This is a genomic window from Frankia sp. CpI1-P, from assembly GCF_001421075.1.
Classification (GTDB): domain Bacteria; phylum Actinomycetota; class Actinomycetes; order Frankiales; family Frankiaceae; genus Frankia; species Frankia torreyi.
In genome coordinates this window covers 1-17368 of record NZ_LJJX01000040.1, presented here as the reverse complement: position 1 = coordinate 17368, position 17368 = coordinate 1, and the positions used below count along the sequence as shown (strand labels likewise).

Sequence of the window (17368 nt, the reverse complement as noted above, 5' to 3'; positions counted from 1 at the left end):
GTCACATTTCCTTCCCGTCGGCGACCGGCGCCGGATCCTGATCGCCGGCCAGCGCCGCGACGGCGGCCTGGCCGAGCGCCAGCCCGCCGTCGCCCGCCGGTACCTCCTGATGAACGAGCACGTCGAAACCGGCGGCGGCCAGCCGCGCCCGGCAGGCCCGCAGCAGCACGACGTTGGCGAAGACCCCGCCGGTCAACCCGACCAGGCCGACGCCGTATCGCCGCCGCGCGACCTCGGCGACGCGGGCCACCGCGTCCGCGACGGCGAGGTGGAACGCGGCGGCCAGCGCGGGCACCCCCACGCCCGCCCGCAGGCCGTCGACGAGGCCCGCCAGCACCGGCGCCGGCTCCAGGACGCCGTCGGCCAGCCCGAAGGCAAGCGGCCGCCGCCCCGCGACGACCGCGATCGGCCCGGCGGCCTCGGGTCTGCTGTCACCGCCCCGCCGGCCAGCGCCGAGACCGTGGGCCGCGAGACCGTTGGCCGCGAGGGCCTCCAGCTCGACGGCGGCCTGCGCCTCATAGGTGGTCCGCTGGCGCACCCCGAGCAGCGCCGCCACCGCGTCGAACAGCCGGCCCATGCTGCTGCTGGGCGTGCAGGCCACGCCCCGGTCCAGGGCGGTGCGCACTGTGCTCAACTCCGCGGCGGAGCAGGCCCGCACCGGGGCGAGATCCGCCGACCAGGCCAGGCCCGCCGCGGCCAGGTGGGCCAGCGCCACCCGGCACGGGTTGCGCACCGCGGCGTCGCCGCCGGGCAGGCCGACCGGGCGCAGGTGGGCGATGCGCTCGGCGCGGGTGACGTCGGAGCCGACGAGGAGCACCTCGCCGCCCCAGATCGTGCCGTCGCCGCCGTAGCCGGTGCCATCGAAGGCGACGCCGACGGTGGGCTCGCCGAGTCGGCCGTGCTCGGCGAGCAGCGCCGCCACGTGCGCGTGGTGGTGCTGCACCAGCCGCAGGGGGCGGTCGGTGCCGGCGGCTCGTTGCGCCCAGGCCCGGGTGGCGTAGCCGGGGTGGGGGTCGGCGGCGAAGGCCGCGGGTTCGACGCCGTACAGGCGTGCCATCCGCGCGCCGGACCGCTCGAACGCCGCCATGGCCGCGAGGCTGCCCAGGTCGCCGTGATGCTGGGACAGGATCGCCCGCCGCCCGGTCGTCAGGCAGAGCGTGTTCTTCAGCTCGCCGCCGGCGGCGAGCACCGGCCCGACCGGGCGGGGGAGATCCACCGGCAGCGGGACGTGGCCGCGGGCTCGGCGCAGCGGCACGACCTGCTCGGCGTCGCAGCGCAGCACCGAGTCGTCGCACGGCGCCAGGATCGGCCGGTCGTGGGTGAGGAAGGCGTCGGCGAGTCCGGCGAGGCGGGTGCGTGCCTCGCCGTCGTCGAAGCAGATCGGCTCGCCGGAGCGGTTGGCGCTGGTCATCACGAGCAGTCGCGGCGGCGGGCCGCCGCCCGGGATCGGCGCGAACAGCAGGTGGTGAACCGGCGTGTACGGCAGCATCAGCCCGATGAGCGGGCTGCCCGGTGCGACCAGGGCCGACACGGGCGCCCCCGGGGCGCGGCCGGTGAGCACGATCGGCGCGGCCGGCGCGCCCAGCAGCGCCGCCACCGTCGGCGAGACAACCCCGACTCGGGCGGCCGTGGCCAGGTCGCGGGCCATCACCGCGAACGGCTGGTCCGGTCGGTTCTTGCGCCCGCGCAGCCGGGCCAGGGCCTCGTCGTTCTCGGCGCGGCAGGCCAGGTGGTAGCCGCCGACACCCTTGACCGCCACGACCGCGCCGGCCGCCAGCGCCCGCTGGGCGGCCGCGAGCGCCGCGTCGGTGCCGGTCACCGCCGGCCCGTCCGCCGGGCTGAACCACAGCCGCGGCCCGCAGTCCGGGCAGGCGATGGGCTCGGCGTGGAAGCGGCGGTCGGCGGGGTCGGCGTACTCGGCCGCGCACCGCGGGCACATCGGGAAGCGGGCCATCGTCGTCGCCGCCCGGTCGTACGGCAGCGCCTCGATGATCGTGAACCTGGGGCCGCAGTTCGTGCACGTGATGAACGGGTGGCGGTGACGCCGGTCCGCCGGGTCGAACAGCTCGCGCAGNCAGTCCGCGCACACCGCGGCATCCGGCGGCACCAGGGTCCGCGCGCCGGCCGCGGCCGTGCTGGCCACGATCCGGAACGCGCCCCCGCCCGGATGGAGGGGATGGGGAACGGTGGTGACCGTGATGCGGTCGACGCGGGCGAGGGGCGGCGCGGCCGGGGCCAACCGGCGAAGGAACTCGGCGACGTGGGCGGCGTCGCCGTCGACCTCCGCGAAGACCGAGGCCGAGTCGTTGCCGACGAAGCCGGTGAGCCCAAGGCTGCTGGCCAACCGGTGGACGTGGGGCCGGAACCCGACGCCCTGCACGATGCCCTCGACCACGACCCGTCGGCGCACCCGCCCGTCCGGCGGGTGCGGCGCGGACCTCTCGCCGGCGCGCGGCGCGATCATGGCCGCCGTTCCCAGATGACGACCCGGTTGTTGCCGGAGTCCGCGACGGCGAGCCGGCCGTCGGACAGGGACAGGCCGTACGGCCAGCAGAACGTGTCGGCGGTGACGCCCGACCAGCGGTTCTCGCCCGTGTCGGCGAACGTCGGTTGGCCGAGTACGGCGGTGGCCGCCGCGCCGGTGACCTGTGGCAGGCCGTCCCAGAGCAGGATCCGGTTGTTGGCGGTGTCCGCGACGGCCAGCAGATCGCCGTCGCAGTCGGCCGCGTAGGGGAAGCGCAGCGTGTCGGCCCGGCCGGGGGCGTAGGGGGATTCACCGCAGCCGGTCAGGTCGGCCTGGCCGAGGGCCAGGCCGGCGGCGGTGTCGGCGTCGGGATGGGGCGTCCAGCCGAGCAGCCGGTGGTTGCCGGCGTCGGCGACGAGCAGCCGCCCGGCGTTCCCGGCGACGTCATGCGGCCACCGGAAGGTGGCGGGCCCGGCCGGGCCCCCGCGGTTGTCCTCCCGGCTGGTCGGATCGGGCTGGCCCAGGATCAGGTCGGGGGCCTGATCGGGGGAGGCTGGCAGGCCGCCCCACCAGCCCAGCACCCGCCGGTTGCCGGTGTCGGCGACGTAGAAGCGCCCGCCGATCACGGCCACGCCGAACGGCCAGTAGAAGGTGGTCGGTCCGCACGGCCCGCCCCGGTTCTCCCGCACGCTCGCCGCATCCGGTTGACCGAGGACCAGGTCGGGAGGGGTGTCGGTGGCCGTCGGGACCGTGTTCCAGACGAGGATCCGGTGGTGCCAGGCGTCGGCGACGACGAGCCGGCCGTCGGTGACGACGATCCCGGTCGGCAGGTGCATCCCCCGTTCGGGCCCGCGTCCGCCGGCCGCCGGGCCCTCGCTGCTCGCGTCGGCCTGGCCGAGCACGACGTCGGCGGGGGCACCGTCGCGGGCCGGGCGACCGTGCCAGATCAGCACCCGGTGGTTGCCCGAGTCGGCCACCACGAGCAGGTCGTCGCCGAGCCACACCCCGCGCGGCGCGTACAGCCAGGACGGCGACGGCCGCGCCGCGGGCAGCGCCAGCCCTCCCGGCGCCGGCGCGCCGAGCCACACCCTCGGTTCCCACCCCGTCGCGCCGCCGGCNGTCGCGCCGCCGGCCGTCGCGGCGTCGCCCGCAGCCGTTTCGCCGGCCGTCGCGATCTGTGGTGCCGTGCCGTCGTCCACCGCGTCCCGCGTCGGCGCACCCCCCGGCTCCGTGCCGTTCGCGGCGGCGGTACCCGTCCCGGTGCCGGGGACGGTGGCCGTCGACCGGGGGGACCTCATGCAGGTCCGGGCGCGCCGCGTCGGCGGGCGATCTCGTCGAGCACGCCGCGTACCGTCAGCGCCGCGTCGTCCGCCCCGGACTCCTCGAAGATCGTCCGTGCCTCGTGCAACACCGCAGTCGCCTGGTCGTAGGCGCCGAGATGGGCCAGTGCGTTGCCCTGGTTGGCCAGCGCGCGGGCGTGGCCGAGCGGATCGGTGTCCCGGTCGCGGGCGACGATGACCTGCTGGTAGCGGGCCGCCGCCTCGATCAGGTTGTCCTTCTGATGCGCCGACGGCGCGTAGACCAGGGCGTTGGCCAGGTTGAGCTGGGTGCTGGCCCACTGCTCGGGGTGGGTCTCGGGGGTGTACACGGCGAGCGCCGTGCGCAGGCCCTGGATCGCGACGCCGATCCGCAACTGGTCGGAGGCCTGGCTCATCGGCATCGCCAGGTAGGCGGTGGCCAGGTTGACCTGCACCGCGGCGAACAGCTCCGGGGCGCTGTCCACGCTGATGAGCCGGAGCGCGGCCAGGTAGTGCTCCACGGCGGTGCGCAGGGCCGCCGCATCGTCGCGGGCCCGCTCCTGGTGGGCCGCGCCGAGGGCCAGGCGCAGCTCGGCACGGGCGATCACGAGCTCGGTGGCGTCGAGGGCGGCGAGCGCCGCGGTCAGGTCGGCGAGGACGTCGTCCGTCGGCCCCTCGACGCTGCGGCGCAGGTCCGCCGCGGTGGACAACAGCTGCGCGGCGAGGCCCGGGGACGCCTCCCACGCCGCGGCGACGGCCCGGCCCAGCGCCCCCGCCGCCTCGCCGGTCCGCCCGGCGGCCATGGCGTGGGCGGCGTGCGCCGAGTGCACCAGCGCCGCGATCTCGCCGGTCTCCCCGGCCAACGGCGGGGGCTCGGCCAGATCGCCGAGGGCGAAGCGGACCACGTCGACGAGGATCCCGAGCTCGGCGCCGAGGGCCTGGCGAAGCCGCGCCGGGTCCTCCACCGGGGGACCTCCCGGGCGCAGGACGAACCGGTTGTACCGGTCGATCGGGTCGTCGCCGTCGAGCTGGGCGGCGGCGCCGACGATGTCCCCGCGGTAGGCCAGCTCCAGCGCGAGCAGGCGCGCCGGCCAGGTGTCCGGGTGGCGCCCGGCGGCGAGCGTGCGGCGCAGCTCGGCCGTGTCGTCGCCGCCCGGCACCAGCAGGAAGCCGGCGGGCAGCGGGAACACCCCGACCGGCTGCGGCCGGGCACAGCACGCGGCGGTGTCGGTCACAGCGGCATCGGTCACAGCGGCATCGGTCACGGCGGCATCGGTCACGGCGCTGTCGGTCACAGCAGTGTCGGTCGCGGTGTCGCGGTCAGTCATGGGTGTCTTCCTCGCTGTGCTGGTCGGACAGGTCGGCGAGGATCAGCTTCTGCATCCGTTCCATCGCGCGGCGCACGGGCGGGGTGAGGTCGGCCCCGGGTTCCAGGCCGCCGGCCTCGACGAGGTAGACGGTGACGTCGGCCGGGTAGTCGTCGCCGAGCAGCCAGCGGCCGAAGGCGAGTGCCTGGTCCCAGCGCACGGCGTGCGGGTGTGGCAGGTACAGGGGGAGATCGGTGAGTTCCGCGGCCGGCACCCGGTAGACGGTGCCCGGCGCGGCGCCGGTGCGGGCGGCGTCGACGATGACGACCCGGCGCGCGCCGCGCATCGCGAAGGCCGTGTCCATCCCGGCCGTGCCGCCGTCGACCAGGCGCACTCCGGCCGGCACGCCCGCCTCGGCGAGGCGGCGGATGAGGATCGGTCCCACCCCGTCGTCGCCGCGCAGCAGGTTCCCGCAGCCGATCACCGCCGCGTCGCAGCGCGGCGGCTCGAGGCCGGGCGGGTCGACCTGCACCCGCGGGCTGGCGGGTACCGGCCGTCCGGCGGGTACCGGCCGTCCGGTGTTCACAGGTCCCCGTTGATGACGAACCTGCTCAGCTCCTTGCCGGTCCGCCCGTCGTAGGCGTGGACCGTGCAGACCAGGCAGGAGTCGAAGCTGCGGGCCACGTGGCCGAGCTCGATCGGATCGGCCGGGTCGGCGACCGGGGTGCCGACCAGCGCAGCCTCGATCGGGCCGGGTGTGCCGTCACCGTCGCGGGGCCCGATGTTCCAGGCCGTCGGCGTGACNACCTGGTAGTTCGCGATCTTGCCGTTCTCCAGGACGATCCAGTCGGACAGCGAGCCGCGGGCCGCCTCCGTCGAGCCGAAGCCGCGCCCGTCGGCGCGCTGCACCGGCGTGGCGTGGAACGGCTCGTGCAGGTCGATCTGGTCCAGCCAGGCGCGCACCCACTGGTAGTACTTGGCCGCCTCGTGCATCCGGGCGAGCAGGCGCACCATCACCGACGGGCCGATCGCGTCGAGGATGTCGCCGAACAGCGGGTCGTCGTCCTGGTGGGCGGCCGCGCCCGGGGCGGCGGCGGCGATCCGGCGGGCCAGCGGGCCGGCCTCCAGCGGCACGTACCCGAGGTTCGGCACGTCATAGCGGGGGGACTTCGCCCAGCTGTACTTGCCCTGCTCGCGGCCGCGGACCGGGTCGATCGGGTTGGTCTCCCCGTCGAACGGGTGACGCGCCGAAGTGCCCGCGTAGAACGAGTGGGTGACGTCCTCGCGCACCCGGGCCTGGTCGAACGCGGTGTAAGCGCCGCCGGCGTACACCCCGGAGCGGCCGATGAGCGCCGCGTTGCGGCCCTCGATCGTCGGCCGGCCGTACAGGTCGGGGGAGAAGTACGTCCCGGTTGCCAGGTAGTTGCCGATGCCCTGGCCGTAGCCGTCGAGGCCGATGTCGAGGCAGTAGCGCAGGAAGAAGCCGCAGTCGCTGTCGTGCTGGGCCTCGTTCTCGTACACCCAGGCGAGCACGTCCGNCCAGGTGCGGTTGGCCAGCCAGCGGTCCACCGAGCAGCCCAGCCACTGCTTCTCGAGCCACTCGGTCTTCCAGTGCTCCAGGATCGCGATGGAGCGGGTCACGTCCGCGAGCGTCGGCGCGCACATCACCCCGCCCGGCACCATGAAACTGGAATGCGGCCACTGCCCGCCGAAGATGGCGTACACCTCGATCGGCTTGGCGGACAGCACCACCNCCGGGCCGTAGCTGGACCCGGTGAACGGGGTGAACCGGCGCACGGCCTCCGGGTAGAGCTGCGAGGAGGCGTATCGGGGGTTGGTCAGGTCGATGGCGAACAGCGCGTAGAAGCACCGCGGGATGCTCTGCAGCGTCTCGCACGCCTGCGCGATGTTGCGGATCAGCGTCGCGTTCGGCGGCAGCTCGGTCTGCCATGCCACGTCCAACGCGTACGCCGCCTTGTACAGGTGGCTGCCGCCGCAGATTCCGCAGATCCGCGGGGTCACAATGAGGCCGGCCTGCGGGTCCTTGCCCCGCAGGATGATCTCGAAGCCACGGAACATCGCCGCCTCGGTCCAGGCCGAGGCCACCACCCCGTCGTCGATCGTGACCCGGACGTCGAGGTCACCCTCGACGCGCCCCATCGGGCTGACGTTGAGATCGACGGTCGTCATGGGAATCTCTTCTTTCCTGTGCGGTTCCTCGCGCCGCTCCCGGGCGGGACGCGCGCCCTGCCGGCGGGTCAGACGACGAACATGTCCTTCTTCGACCATTCCGGCGCGGCCAGNCGGGCGGCCGCCGCCTGGGCCAGGTAGGTGAGGTGGCCGCTGCCCTCGGGGACCTCCCGCGGGATGACGCCGGCGACCTTCTGGGTCCCGAAGACCGTGCCGGGGGCGAGGTCGAAGAACGGGAACTCCGGCTCGGTGCAGCCGATGCAGGGCATGCCGGCCCGGGTCTTCGACGACTGCCGGTTCCACAGGATCCGGTTGCACGGGGAGTGCGTCATCGGCCCGCGGCAGCCGAACTCGTAGAACAGGCAGCCCTGCCGCGTCCCGTCGCCGAAGGTCAGCGTCGACTGCTTGTACTCGAAGTACTGGTTACGAGTGCAGCCCGTGTGGGTGAACGTGGTGAAGAACGTCTGCGGCCGGTGCAGCTCGTCGAGCGCGATGTCGGCGGCGCGGCCGGTGGCCAGCGCCACCAGGATCTGCGTGATCCAGTCCGGATGGGCGGGGCAGCCCGGCACGTTGATGACGGGCAGCCCGGCTCGCGAGCGGAAGTCCGGGCCGAGGAACCCGCCCGCAGCGCGCTTGTGGAACTGCAGCCCGGTGGAGTCGGTCGGGTTCGGCGCCGTCGCCGGAACCCCGCCCCAGCAGGCGCAGTCCCCGATCGCCACGACCACCTGGGCCTGGCCGGCGAGGTCGCGCACCCAGTCCTGCATCGGCCGGTCGGCGAACACGTCGAAGCGGCCGCTGCCGTCCGGGCCGCGTATCACCGAGCCCTCGAAGACGAAGATGTCGACCGGCTGCTCACCCCGGGCGCAGTTCCAGAACAGCTCCCGCGCCTGCCCGCCGGTGGCCAGGCCCAGCGACGGATGCCAGAGCAGGTCCAGGCCGAAGTCGGTGATCAGGTCGATGACGGTGGGTTCCTCGGCGTTCAGGAACGACATCGTGTTGCCGCTGCACGCCCCGCCCTGAAACCAGAGCACGGATGACATCGGTGGTCCCTTCGTCGGATGGCCGGCAACCGGTGGGGCGGCGGATCGCGACCGGTCGCCGCGCGCCTCGCGTCGCATGGCTCAGGCCGCACGAGGACTGCCGGCACAGCGACGCTACGTGCCCGGGAAGGGGACGCCGATGCGTCGTGTGCGGAGGCTGCCACCAATGCGTGGTGGCGTTTGCCGCTGCGTGCCTGGCAGGACCACAGTGAGCCCGGCGGATGTTCAAGGAGTCCGGCGGGACGTCAGGAAGCCCGGCGGGACGTCAGGGAGCCCGGCTGGACGTCAGAGGGGGCAGGGCGGTGCACGAGCTGTCGATCTGCCGTTCCGTCGCGGACATCGTCGCCCGGCACGCGGCCGGCCGGCCGGTNACCCGGGTGCATCTGCGGGTGGGGGCACTGCGGCAGGTGGTGCCGGACACCCTCGTCTACTGCTGGGAGCTGGCGCACGCCGACGCGGCCGGGGCCGAGGTACTGGCCGGGTCGGTGCTGGTTGTCGAGTCCGTCCCGGCCGGCGTGCGCTGCCGGCGGTGCGGCGTGCACAGCGAGCTCGCCGTGCCGATCCTGCGCTGCGCCGCCTGTGGCACCACCGACGTCGTCCTGGTCAGCGGCGAGGAGTTTCTCGTCACCTCCTTCGAGGTGGCGACCGACGCCGTGGAGGCGTGACGAACCATGGGTCGATTCCATCCACACGCAAACAGCCAGCCACACGCAAACAGCCAGCCACACGCAAACAGCCAGCCACACGCAAACAGCCAGCCGCACCAGAACGGTCAGCCGCATGACCATCCGCACAAGGACGGTCACGCGCGGCCGCCCGGTTCGGTGGGGGACCATTCCGGCTACCGCACCGGCGCGGAACGGGTCGAGGTGCTGGAGCGGATTCTCGGGGAGAACGAGCGGGTCGCGCGGGCCAACCGGGCGGCATTCGACGCGGCCGGCGTCACCGTGGTGAACCTGATGTCCGCGCCCGGCGCCGGGAAGACGACCCTGCTCGCCGAGACGCTGCGCCGCCTCGCGCCGCACCGGCGGATCGGCGTCATCGAGGGGGACATCGAGACCAGTCTGGACGCCGATCGCCTCGACGGGTTCGGCGCGTCGATCGCCCTGGTCAACACCGGCAACGGCTTCGGCGGGGAATGCCACCTGGATGCGCCGATGATCGCCTCCGCGCTGCCCCGGCTACCGCTCGCCGAACTCGACCTCATCATCATCGAGAACGTCGGCAATCTGGTGTGCCCCGCCGAGTTCGCCGTCGGTGAGGACCGGCGCGCCATGGTGTTCGCCGTGACCGAGGGCGAGGAGAAACCGCTCAAATATCCGGTGATGTTCCGCTCCGCAGATCTCGTGCTCGTCAACAAGACGGATCTGCTGCCCCATCTCNACTTCGACACCGAGGCGTTCCGGCGCAACCTCGACGCCGTCAATCCGGGGGTGGACGTGCTTGCCGTCAGCGCTCGCACCGGGGAGGGCGTCAACGCCTGGTGCGACTGGCTGGCAGACCCGCTCGGAGCACCTGGTGCGGCCCCAGCCCGGCGTTAGGTCGTGCCCTGATTTAATTGACATTTCGGCGTCGGCGAGAAATCCGGTGGTGCGTCTCCGGTGGGTCGGCGATCCGGAGAAGATCGAACATTGGGTCGGCGGTTCTCGGCGCGTCGCGTCCGGTTATTGCGACCGGTCCGGTAGAAAGCCTGTGGTCGGGATTGCGGAACGCGGAAAGGTTGAGACATGCGCCCATCCAGCGGAAATCGCAGGCATTCACGTGACGCGGGTAAACGCAGGGTACTGGCAGCCGTCGCGGTGGCCGCCGCCTTCGGCTTCCTCACCACCGCAGCCGGCTGCCCGCCGCCTCCGCCCTGCCAGCCCTACCCCCCGTCGTCGGCCGTCTGCTGACCCCTGCCGGCGGGAGGAATCAACCGCAGCGTCCGCCGGAGCCCCTTTCCCATCGCCGGGCGGTGCTCGACGATGCGGCTCGGCGCAGGTCGTCGCCGCTGATCACCGTCTCGGCGGCTGGTCCGGCGATGGTGGCGGCGATCTGAAGATCCCCGCGGCCGGGCAGCGGTTCCACCCGCAGCACCGCGTAGGCGCGCCCGAGCCAGGACCCGGATCGCATGATGATCGCCGATGGCGGCCCAGGCATGGCCGGAAGGTCCGCACCGAGGGCGGTCAAGTGGATCTCGACGCCGTCGGGTTCGGCGAGCACACCGTCGGCCACGACGGCGAACCGCGGTGTCTCCAGCACCACCAGATAGCAGTCGACGCCGACCGGGATGGATGCTGGCGGCTCGGCCGCTTTCGCCGGTCCGCTCACGGCCGGCCCTCTCCTTCCGGTGGGCCGGCCGCCCGGATTCGGCGGGCGGTCCGAGCCGCCGCGCGCAGCGCCGCGCCGTCGATAACGGTCTGCCCTGTCCGTCCGGCGGTGCGTCCGGTGCAGGCGACATCGCCGGAACGCGGCATCGGCCGCACCCAGACCCACGCATGTGATCGTCGTCGGTCCGTGGTGTAGCCGCCGCCGAAGTGCGACAGGCTGAGCGCGCACGCTGGATCCGGCGGCCGGAGCTCGCAGCACACCGGGACGGCCCCCGGCCCGCAGGCGGACCAGATCGGAGCCTCGGGCGGGACGGGTTCACGCCCCGCCCGCGCCGCGGCCTCCTCCTCGACGCTCAGGAACCGGACAATGTTCGGACCGACCGCGAAGAACCCGGCCATCAACCCGGCCATGAACCCGGCCGGCTGGGCCTGCACCCCGTGTAGCACGACCACGAGATCGGGCGTCTCGATCAGCCGCTCGAAGACGTGCATGCCACCGGGAATGACCCTGCGGGTCGGGGAGCGCCAGGTCCTGGTGGGCGGTCATCTCCACATCGTCGATCAACGGCAGTAGATGCTGACAGTGTTTGAATAGTCCGTGTTTGAACAGTCCGTGGCGGAGGAGCTCCCGGAGTCCCCGGAACCGAAGCCCGCCACCCGCCGACGCAAATGATCGGAGGTGGCCGATCTCCTCGGCGAGGGACGTCAGGGTGATCGGCCGGCGTCAGGAGTGNGATCCGAGGGGGTCTGGCCGGTCGACGGCGCCGGAGAGCGCATCCGGTGCGAGGGCCGAAACCTCGTTGCCGGTCCTGGGCAGCGGCGTGCCCGCTAGTTCCAGCGGGTTCGGCCCGTCCGGCAGGTCGGCTTCGGCCCAGGTGCCCCGCAGCACGGCTACGGCGTGGTCGTAGGCGTCGTGGGTGGGCAGTAGCCGGCGGATGTTCAGAGGCAGCAGGTCCTCGCGGTTCGTCCGGCCGCACCGGGGGCAGGTCTGCTGGTTCAGGGGGAGCAGCACGCCGCAGCCGCCCTCCTGCGCCCCGCAGCGTCGCCAGTCCCGGCCGACCTCGATGTGTCCGACCGGCTGCCAGCGGCGCGCCGCCGTGGCGGGCCCGATCGTGGTGGTCGCGCCGGTTTCCGCCAGGGCGGACGCCCCCGGGCGGAACCATCGTGCGCTCCTCCTCGCGGTCCATCGCGATGACAAGGCGCAGCGCCTCCCTAATTGTCCGGGTACTACCTATCTTGCGGTGGTTCCCTGGCCTCTTCGAGGGAATCGCCTGGGGACGCTGGAGGCAAGCGAATGGCACTTTCGGGTGATGCGTGGGCCTCGCGCGCCTGCGCAATCCGGCTGGGCCACCGAAACCCGACAACCCCTGTGATCTGCGCGATCTCCGCCGCGGCCGCGTGGGCGAGGCGCGCGTCGCCGTCGAGGCCACCGACGGACTGCGCTTTCGGCTAACCCCGATGCCGCGCCGGTGCCGGTGCTCGTCACCCAGCAGCTCGGACGCCCGCCTCACCGAAATCCTCGGCTATCAGCCGTGAAATGTCGATCTCCCCGGGCGTGCCGTCCCTGTGCTCGGCGCCCGGAGCGCCACGCCGCGCCCGGACGCGGGCTCGTCCGCTTGAAACGCGGATACCTGACCCTTCCCAGGACGCTGCGAACCGGGGCCGAGCGGGTGATGGCCAGGCGGAGACCATCACGGCGTCTNCGCCCCGCACTCGGCGATCTCCTGGCAGCCGAACCGCCCTCGACGTCCTACGCGGGTTGTTCCGACCACCCGACCCGAATGCCGTGACCACGCTGCTCGCCGAGATGTCGGCTGATTCGGAAGCCACGAAGCCACCGAGCCACGAAGCCACCGAGCCACCGAGCCGCGCTGGTTCCCGGCCCCGACTGCTATTCTCGCGGAGCAGAAGGCTGCACGGGCGAATCTCCCGCCAGCTCGGCTGCATACTCCATGGCGGCGTGAGTCAGCGATTGCAATCGGCCAAGTGAGCGCTTGCTCACATCCTGCCAGGCGTCGACGCTGTGCCAACCCTTTCCGTCCAGTGCTGCAATCGGCTCGACCATCTCGACGTCGGTGGGCGGCTGCGGCAGACGGAGGAGCAGCCAGCCTGTGCCCGTCGCGAAGGCCGCGGCAATGCCGTTCGCGACCACNACCGGAACTCCAAAGACCGGTGTGATGGCCGCGCGCGACGGAGAGATCAGATCAAATCGTTCGACGAGGTCGGGGTGCGTGTGAAGCTCCCAGCCATCCAGGACATACCGTCCGGATTCACGGCGTGGACGCACGGCCTGGTCGCGCAGATAGGTAAGAACGTCGTGGTTGGCGGGTAGGTCCGAGNGGGGCATCCAAGAAATGTAGTGCTTCGGGCGGCCACGAATAGATCTTGTCGGGATTGCGACGGCGCCTGTTGACGCCGTGGCATGGCGCCGAGCGCGCCGTGCTGGCCGCTTGGGGGCTCGGCCCGCCCGGCGAGCAATGGCGAGGGGAGGGCGACCTGACAATGCTAGTGAANGCGTTGCGGCAGGATCGACGCCCGGGCCCACGCAGGAGTCGGTGGTAGTACTCCCAGCCCGCGCGCCAGCATCCACCCGGTCGATCTGCCACAACCTGACCCATCTCCAGATCTTCTTCGGCACAACAGAAGATCAACATCGGAAAAAGGTCGNGCTCCGAGTCGGAGTCGAGCGGCTGCCCGGCCGTACCCTCTCGACGCTCCCACCCCCGACGCCAGGGACAGTCTTCGCTTTCCATACGATATGGAAACAAGTGTGTCCGTCGGCGTCTTCGTTGGAGAGCGTCGGCCGTAGGGGTATGCCGGAGCGCTCCGGTGGTCTTGGTGGAGGGATCGTGGGGGGAAAGGCGGCACCGTCCGCGCCAGACGAACATTACCATTACCTGGACGCGTTACGTGGCATCTTCATGCTGGGCGGAGTCTTCGTACACGCCTCGACGCTTGGTGACGATCCGATCTTCAACGGGATCGCCTATGCCTCCGGCCTCTTCCGGATGGCGGACTTCTTTCTGATCTCCGGATTTCTCTCCGCGATGCTCGTCGGGAAGTACGGACCCGCGCGCACCGTGCGCCGCAGGCTTGCCAGTGTGGGAATTCCCTTCGTCTCCACCCTGGTCCTGCTCAACCCCACCGCACTGTGGCTGAGCTACAACTTTCACAACCCGGACGTCTCGTTCCTGGAATTCCTGCAGGGACACACCGTCCCCGAGCCGGCGGGGGAGCTGCGCTGGCTTCTGCAGCTATGGTTTCTGGTGGCGCTGCTCGTCTACGCGTTGTGCACCCCGGCGGCCGTGACCGTGCTATCCCGCGTCGTGTCCAGCCCCGTCTACCGGCGGGCAACCACCGGTCGACCACGCGTCATGGCCACGATCATCATATCGGTCATGGTGGGCACCATCCTCATTCGCGNGGGGTACCGAGCCGCCGTCGTTCCCGCCATCGGTTCCGATCCCCTCGATCTCCCGGTCGAGGAGACGCTGGACTTCCTGCCGTTCTTCCTCCTGGGCGTGCTTCTCTACCTGGATCGGCGGCGACTCCTGCCGGCCTTCNAGNGGCCTGCGCCGATACTGCTTGCCGTGGCCGGCGTCCTGCTGCTGGCGGCCACCCGGGGCTGGGTGGGCGGGCTGGCCTCGTCCACCGGTGTGGTACTCAGCCGGACCCTGTTCACCGTCGCGATCACCGTCAACCTGTTCGCCGTGGCGAGCCGGCTCGTTCCCGGCCCCCGGCCGGCCGTTCGCTACCTTTCCGACGCGTCCTACACGGTCTACCTTTTCCACTACTTCTGGATCTACGTCATCGCCACGCTTCTCTCGTTCGACCCGAGCCTGCGCTGGCCGCAGATGCTCCTGGTCACGACCNTCACCTTCGGCGTGACGTTCGCCCTCCACCACTTCGTCATCCTGCGGTCGCCCTTTCTCCGCAAGATCTTCAACGGGAAGTTCCCGGCCGGAGCCCGCAGCGAAGGCCGCCACGGCGATCGCCGACCCGCCGCGGCGCGCGCTGTCGGTAGTCCGACCGCGACGGCCGCAGGGTCGGAGTCCGAGCGGACCCAGCCGCTGCGCTGGCTTCCCCCGGCCGACCACCTGGATCCGGAACGGACCCAGCAGCTCCGCTGGATCCTCTAGTGCCGCGTCTCGCGAGGTGTACCGCCCGGAGCTTTTCGCTGACCGTGGCGACGAAGTCGTNGGCGGTGCCGAGGGGTGGATTCGCGCCATGCGTGCCGGATGGTGCGGTGAATCGAGGCTGACGGATGGCAGAGAATGCGGCAGCGTGGCGAGACGGGGCTCGGGATCGCTGGACCGTGTTCCACTTTTCCCAGGCAAACCCCGTGGGGCCCGGCCAGGACGACGTCGGCGCTCTCCTTCGACGGGTCGCTGACTCGATCGACGCCTTGGGCGACATCGAGGTCCAGGAACTGGTGATGCACACCGAAGTCACGGCCGACGGCGCCTGGCACTCGATCTCTGTCTATTACCAGCGGGATGACTGAGGCGCAACCCGGAGCCAGGAGACGAACCCTCCGCGCAGGAGACTGCGACGCCCGGGTCAGGGGCGCCGTCACCCGGCTGGGTGCGCCCGGCCGGGATCGATGCGACCTGGTGCTTGGCGGTAGTTCGTTGGATCAAGGTTGTGGTGGCTAGGTCTGCCCTGTTGGTTGTCTCCCGGACACGGTAGGGAGGCTGACATCACCAGGCGCCTACCCTGTCCGCCGGCTCCGGCTCCGGCGCCGCGTCCGTCCGACCCGGCACATTAAAGATCAGTAACTCCCGGAGATCGTTAGAGGGCCGGCGATGGGCGATGCGTTCGCGGGGCGCCGCATGGGTCCGACCCGACCCGGGGCTGGCTGATACATGGCGTCCCAAGCTCACGTCGCCAACGGCCTACGCATCCGTGCAGGTCGTCACCGCAGCGTTGTCCGCTGGTCGATCGAAAAGGTCGGGAATAGCGGGCCCGCGGTGGGCGTCTCAGTACAGGATTGAGGCTGTGAGCGCGGTGAGGCCTCCGCGCGGACGACGACGGGAGCGGGTGCGATGGTGCGGTCCGCGCGATCGGCGCGGTGCCCCGTCACCGAGGTCCTGGCCTCGTTCCAGGCCTACCGGGCGCTGCACGTCGATCTGCAGCGGGTCAGCGCCGCGTTGTGTTCGCGCTGAGCGCGTCCGTCTTCCGTACCTGACAGCGCCGCCGNATCCGCGTCGTCCGATCCGATGGGCGGCGAGGCCCCTCGTCGAGCACAGCCGACCCGGGGTCACCCGCAACGGCAGGGCGGCGATCCGGCACCCAGAGCCTCACCCGGCACGCGTCGACACCGGCCCGCGGTGTCGACATCGAACCGATGACCAGGGAGTCCAGGATGAGCGTGAAGATCTATTTCGAGGAGTACGGCAGCCCGACGGTGCTGGTGCAGGCCGAGGAGACGGTGGGGGAGCCGGGCGCGGGGGNGGTCCGGATCGTGAACCGGGCGATCTCGGTCAACCCGGTCGACTGGAAGGTCGTCGCCGGCTACCTGAAGGACTTTGTGCCGCTGCAGTTGCCCGCCGTGCCGGGTAACGAGACGGCTGGCGTGGTCGACGCGGTTGGCTCGGGCGTGGACGGGTTCGCCGTCGGCGACGAGGTCATCTGGTCAGGTTTCACCGGTGGTTACCGCGCGCAGGCCAACGTGCCCGCGAGCTCGCTGATCGCGAAGCCGGCCGCCGTCGACTTCGAGCAGGCGGCGTCACTGCCCGTTGCGGCCGGGACCGCGTACTCCGCGGTGCACCAGGTCGGTGTCCGGGAGGGCGACACCGTGCTCGTCCACGCCGCGGCTGGGGGAGTGGGGACGGCGACGGTCCAGATCGCCAAGGCGCTCGGCGCCCGCGTGATCGGTACGGCCTCCCCGGCCAACCACGACTACCTCCGCTCGATCGGCGCGGAGCCCGTCACGTACGGAGATGGTCTGGTGGATGCCGTGAAGGCCCTCGGAACGATCAGCGCCTCGATCGACAATGTCGGCGGTGCGGCGTCGGTCGCGGCGACGGTGGCGCTTCTTCCCGACCTGTCCCGTGCGGTCACGGCCGTAGCCGACGAGCATGCCGCCGCCGCCGGGATTGCGGCGGNCGCCGCGTCCGAGGACAGGCTGGCCGCGGTCGTGAAGCTGGCCGAACAGGGCGTGGTTCGTTTCGAGATCCAGGACCGCTTCCCCCTCGCCGAGGCCGCGAAGGCGTTCGAGCTCAGCCTCACCGGCCACGTCCGCGGGAAGATCATTCTTGTCCCCTGACCCAAAGCCCTGACCTGGGCGGATCGCCGGAACCATGAGACCCGGAGGCCGAGGGCCGGACACGGCCCTCGGCCTCCTTCTCATCGGCTTCGCCCGGCTGTGGGGCTGCGGGGGATTCCCGATACTCTCCCCGGCCGGTCGGAGACCGTCGAGCTATGACCTCTGGCCTAAGAGGGTGTTGGGTAACTGGGGATGTTCGGAATGTGATGGTGNTGGTGGGATGGCGTGTCGTGGGGTGCCCGCGGGGAGNTTCCGGNCACGATCGGACCGGTGTGTGTCNGTTCGTGTAAGGCCGCCTACGACACGTCGTTGACGGACGGGCAGTGGGCGGTGATCGGACCGCTGTTGCCCGTGCGGGACCCGTGCCGCGGTGGTGCCCCGTTGAAGTACGACCGACGCCTGGTGATCGACTCGATTCTGTACGTGCTGGGAGCGGGGTGTTCGTGGCGGCGGATGCCGCATGACCTGGCGCCGTGGGACGTGGCCTACCGG

Annotated in this window: 11 protein-coding genes and 13 pseudogenes; 12 read left to right on the top strand and 12 right to left on the bottom strand. The window is 71.9% G+C overall.

The genetic code is table 11. The features are described from left to right. Position 1 precedes the first annotated feature (1 nt). From hypF to FF86_RS22610, 10 genes and pseudogenes are all read right to left on the bottom strand, one after another. Positions 2–2074, bottom strand: a pseudogene (hypF, locus tag FF86_RS22635) (carbamoyltransferase HypF); the annotation flags it as partial. A 1-nt stretch (position 2075) separates the two neighbouring features. Next, positions 2076–2464 (bottom strand): acylphosphatase (locus FF86_RS55155; protein WP_242419302.1); only part of this gene is annotated, 389 nt, incomplete at its 3' end. Then, positions 2461–3582 (bottom strand): annotated as a pseudogene (locus FF86_RS22630) (NHL repeat-containing protein); the annotation flags it as partial. The pseudogene FF86_RS22630 and the gene FF86_RS55155, both read right to left, overlap by 4 nt. A gap of 176 nt (positions 3583–3758) precedes the next feature. Beyond that, the gene (locus FF86_RS22625; RefSeq protein ID WP_236705702.1) at positions 3759–5090 is read right to left on the bottom strand and encodes a hypothetical protein; all 1332 of its coding nucleotides are present in this window, start codon (positions 5088–5090) and stop codon (positions 3759–3761) included. Then, entirely contained in the window at positions 5083–5655 is a 573-nt protein-coding gene (locus FF86_RS22620) for a hydrogenase maturation protease (protein ID WP_063870477.1), read from the bottom strand. Before FF86_RS22620 ends, FF86_RS22625 begins: the two co-directional genes overlap by 8 nt. Next, positions 5652–5873 (bottom strand): annotated as a pseudogene (locus FF86_RS55150) (nickel-dependent hydrogenase large subunit); the annotation flags it as partial. The gene FF86_RS22620 and the pseudogene FF86_RS55150, both read right to left, overlap by 4 nt. A gap of 1 nt (position 5874) precedes the next feature. Beyond that, a pseudogene (locus FF86_RS55145) lies at positions 5875–6607 on the bottom strand (nickel-dependent hydrogenase large subunit); the annotation flags it as partial. Position 6608: 1 nt separating this feature from the next. Then, positions 6609–6822: pseudogene (locus FF86_RS55140) on the bottom strand (cytochrome-c3 hydrogenase); the annotation flags it as partial. 1 nt (position 6823) lies between these two features. After that, positions 6824–7259 (bottom strand): nickel-dependent hydrogenase large subunit (locus FF86_RS55135; protein WP_396230014.1); only part of this gene is annotated, 436 nt, incomplete at its 3' end. 114 nt (positions 7260–7373) lie between these two features. Continuing rightward, positions 7374–8299, bottom strand: a 926-nt coding sequence (locus tag FF86_RS22610; protein WP_255355880.1) for a hydrogenase, incomplete at its 3' end; no start/stop codon positions are given. A gap of 302 nt (positions 8300–8601) precedes the next feature. Here FF86_RS22610 and FF86_RS67760 point away from each other — a divergent pair. The 4 genes and pseudogenes from FF86_RS67760 to FF86_RS55130 all read left to right on the top strand — a co-directional run. Then, positions 8602–8669 (top strand): annotated as a pseudogene (locus tag FF86_RS67760) (hydrogenase maturation nickel metallochaperone HypA); the annotation flags it as partial. Between the two features lies 1 nt (position 8670). After that, positions 8671–8964 (top strand): hydrogenase maturation nickel metallochaperone HypA (locus tag FF86_RS22605; protein ID WP_242419301.1); only part of this gene is annotated, 294 nt, incomplete at its 5' end. Positions 8965–8970: 6 nt separating this feature from the next. Continuing rightward, a pseudogene (gene hypB, locus FF86_RS22600) lies at positions 8971–9681 on the top strand (hydrogenase nickel incorporation protein HypB); the annotation flags it as partial. A gap of 1 nt (position 9682) precedes the next feature. Further along, positions 9683–9840, top strand: a pseudogene (locus FF86_RS55130) (hydrogenase accessory protein HypB); the annotation flags it as partial. A 370-nt stretch (positions 9841–10210) separates the two neighbouring features. Here the strand turns inward: FF86_RS55130 and FF86_RS22595 are convergent. Next, positions 10211–10609 (bottom strand): hypothetical protein, encoded by a 399-nt coding sequence (locus FF86_RS22595; RefSeq protein WP_044886865.1) that lies wholly within the window; start codon positions 10607–10609, stop codon positions 10211–10213. Next, on the bottom strand, positions 10606–11100 hold the full coding sequence (locus FF86_RS22590) for a hypothetical protein (RefSeq protein WP_044886866.1): 495 nt from the start codon (positions 11098–11100) through the stop codon (positions 10606–10608). The genes FF86_RS22595 and FF86_RS22590 overlap by 4 nt, the downstream gene beginning before the upstream one ends. A gap of 2321 nt (positions 11101–13421) precedes the next feature. Here FF86_RS22590 and FF86_RS55125 point away from each other — a divergent pair. From FF86_RS55125 to FF86_RS67745, 8 genes and pseudogenes are all read left to right on the top strand, one after another. Further along, a pseudogene (locus tag FF86_RS55125) lies at positions 13422–14031 on the top strand (acyltransferase family protein); the annotation flags it as partial. Between the two features lies 1 nt (position 14032). Beyond that, positions 14033–14171, top strand: a pseudogene (locus FF86_RS55120) (glucan biosynthesis protein C); the annotation flags it as partial. A 4-nt stretch (positions 14172–14175) separates the two neighbouring features. Then, a pseudogene (locus tag FF86_RS55115) lies at positions 14176–14480 on the top strand (glucan biosynthesis protein C); the annotation flags it as partial. 1 nt (position 14481) lies between these two features. Then, positions 14482–14747 (top strand): annotated as a pseudogene (locus tag FF86_RS55110) (glucan biosynthesis protein C); the annotation flags it as partial. 125 nt (positions 14748–14872) lie between these two features. After that, a complete protein-coding gene (locus tag FF86_RS22570; protein WP_044886869.1) occupies positions 14873–15112 on the top strand; it encodes a hypothetical protein in 240 nt (79 codons plus the stop codon). Positions 15113–16062: 950 nt separating this feature from the next. After that, positions 16063–16715 (top strand): annotated as a pseudogene (locus tag FF86_RS67755) (NADP-dependent oxidoreductase); the annotation flags it as partial. Between the two features lies 1 nt (position 16716). Next, positions 16717–16876, top strand: a 160-nt coding sequence (locus tag FF86_RS67750; RefSeq protein ID WP_396230021.1) for a zinc-binding dehydrogenase, incomplete at its 5' end; no start/stop codon positions are given. A gap of 280 nt (positions 16877–17156) precedes the next feature. Continuing rightward, on the top strand, positions 17157–17368 hold a 212-nt coding region (locus FF86_RS67745), incomplete at both ends, for a transposase (RefSeq protein WP_206779003.1).

Excerpts from the sequence above, each read along its gene's own strand:
- FF86_RS22570 (WP_044886869.1), top strand. The coding sequence starts at position 14,873 with ATGGCAGAGAATGCGGCAGCGTGGCGAGACGGGGCTCGGGATCGCTGG.
- FF86_RS22625 (WP_236705702.1), bottom strand. The coding sequence starts at position 5,090 with ATGACTGACCGCGACACCGCGACCGACACTGCTGTGACCGACAGCGCC.
- FF86_RS22590 (WP_044886866.1), bottom strand. The coding sequence starts at position 11,100 with ATGCACGTCTTCGAGCGGCTGATCGAGACGCCCGATCTCGTGGTCGTG.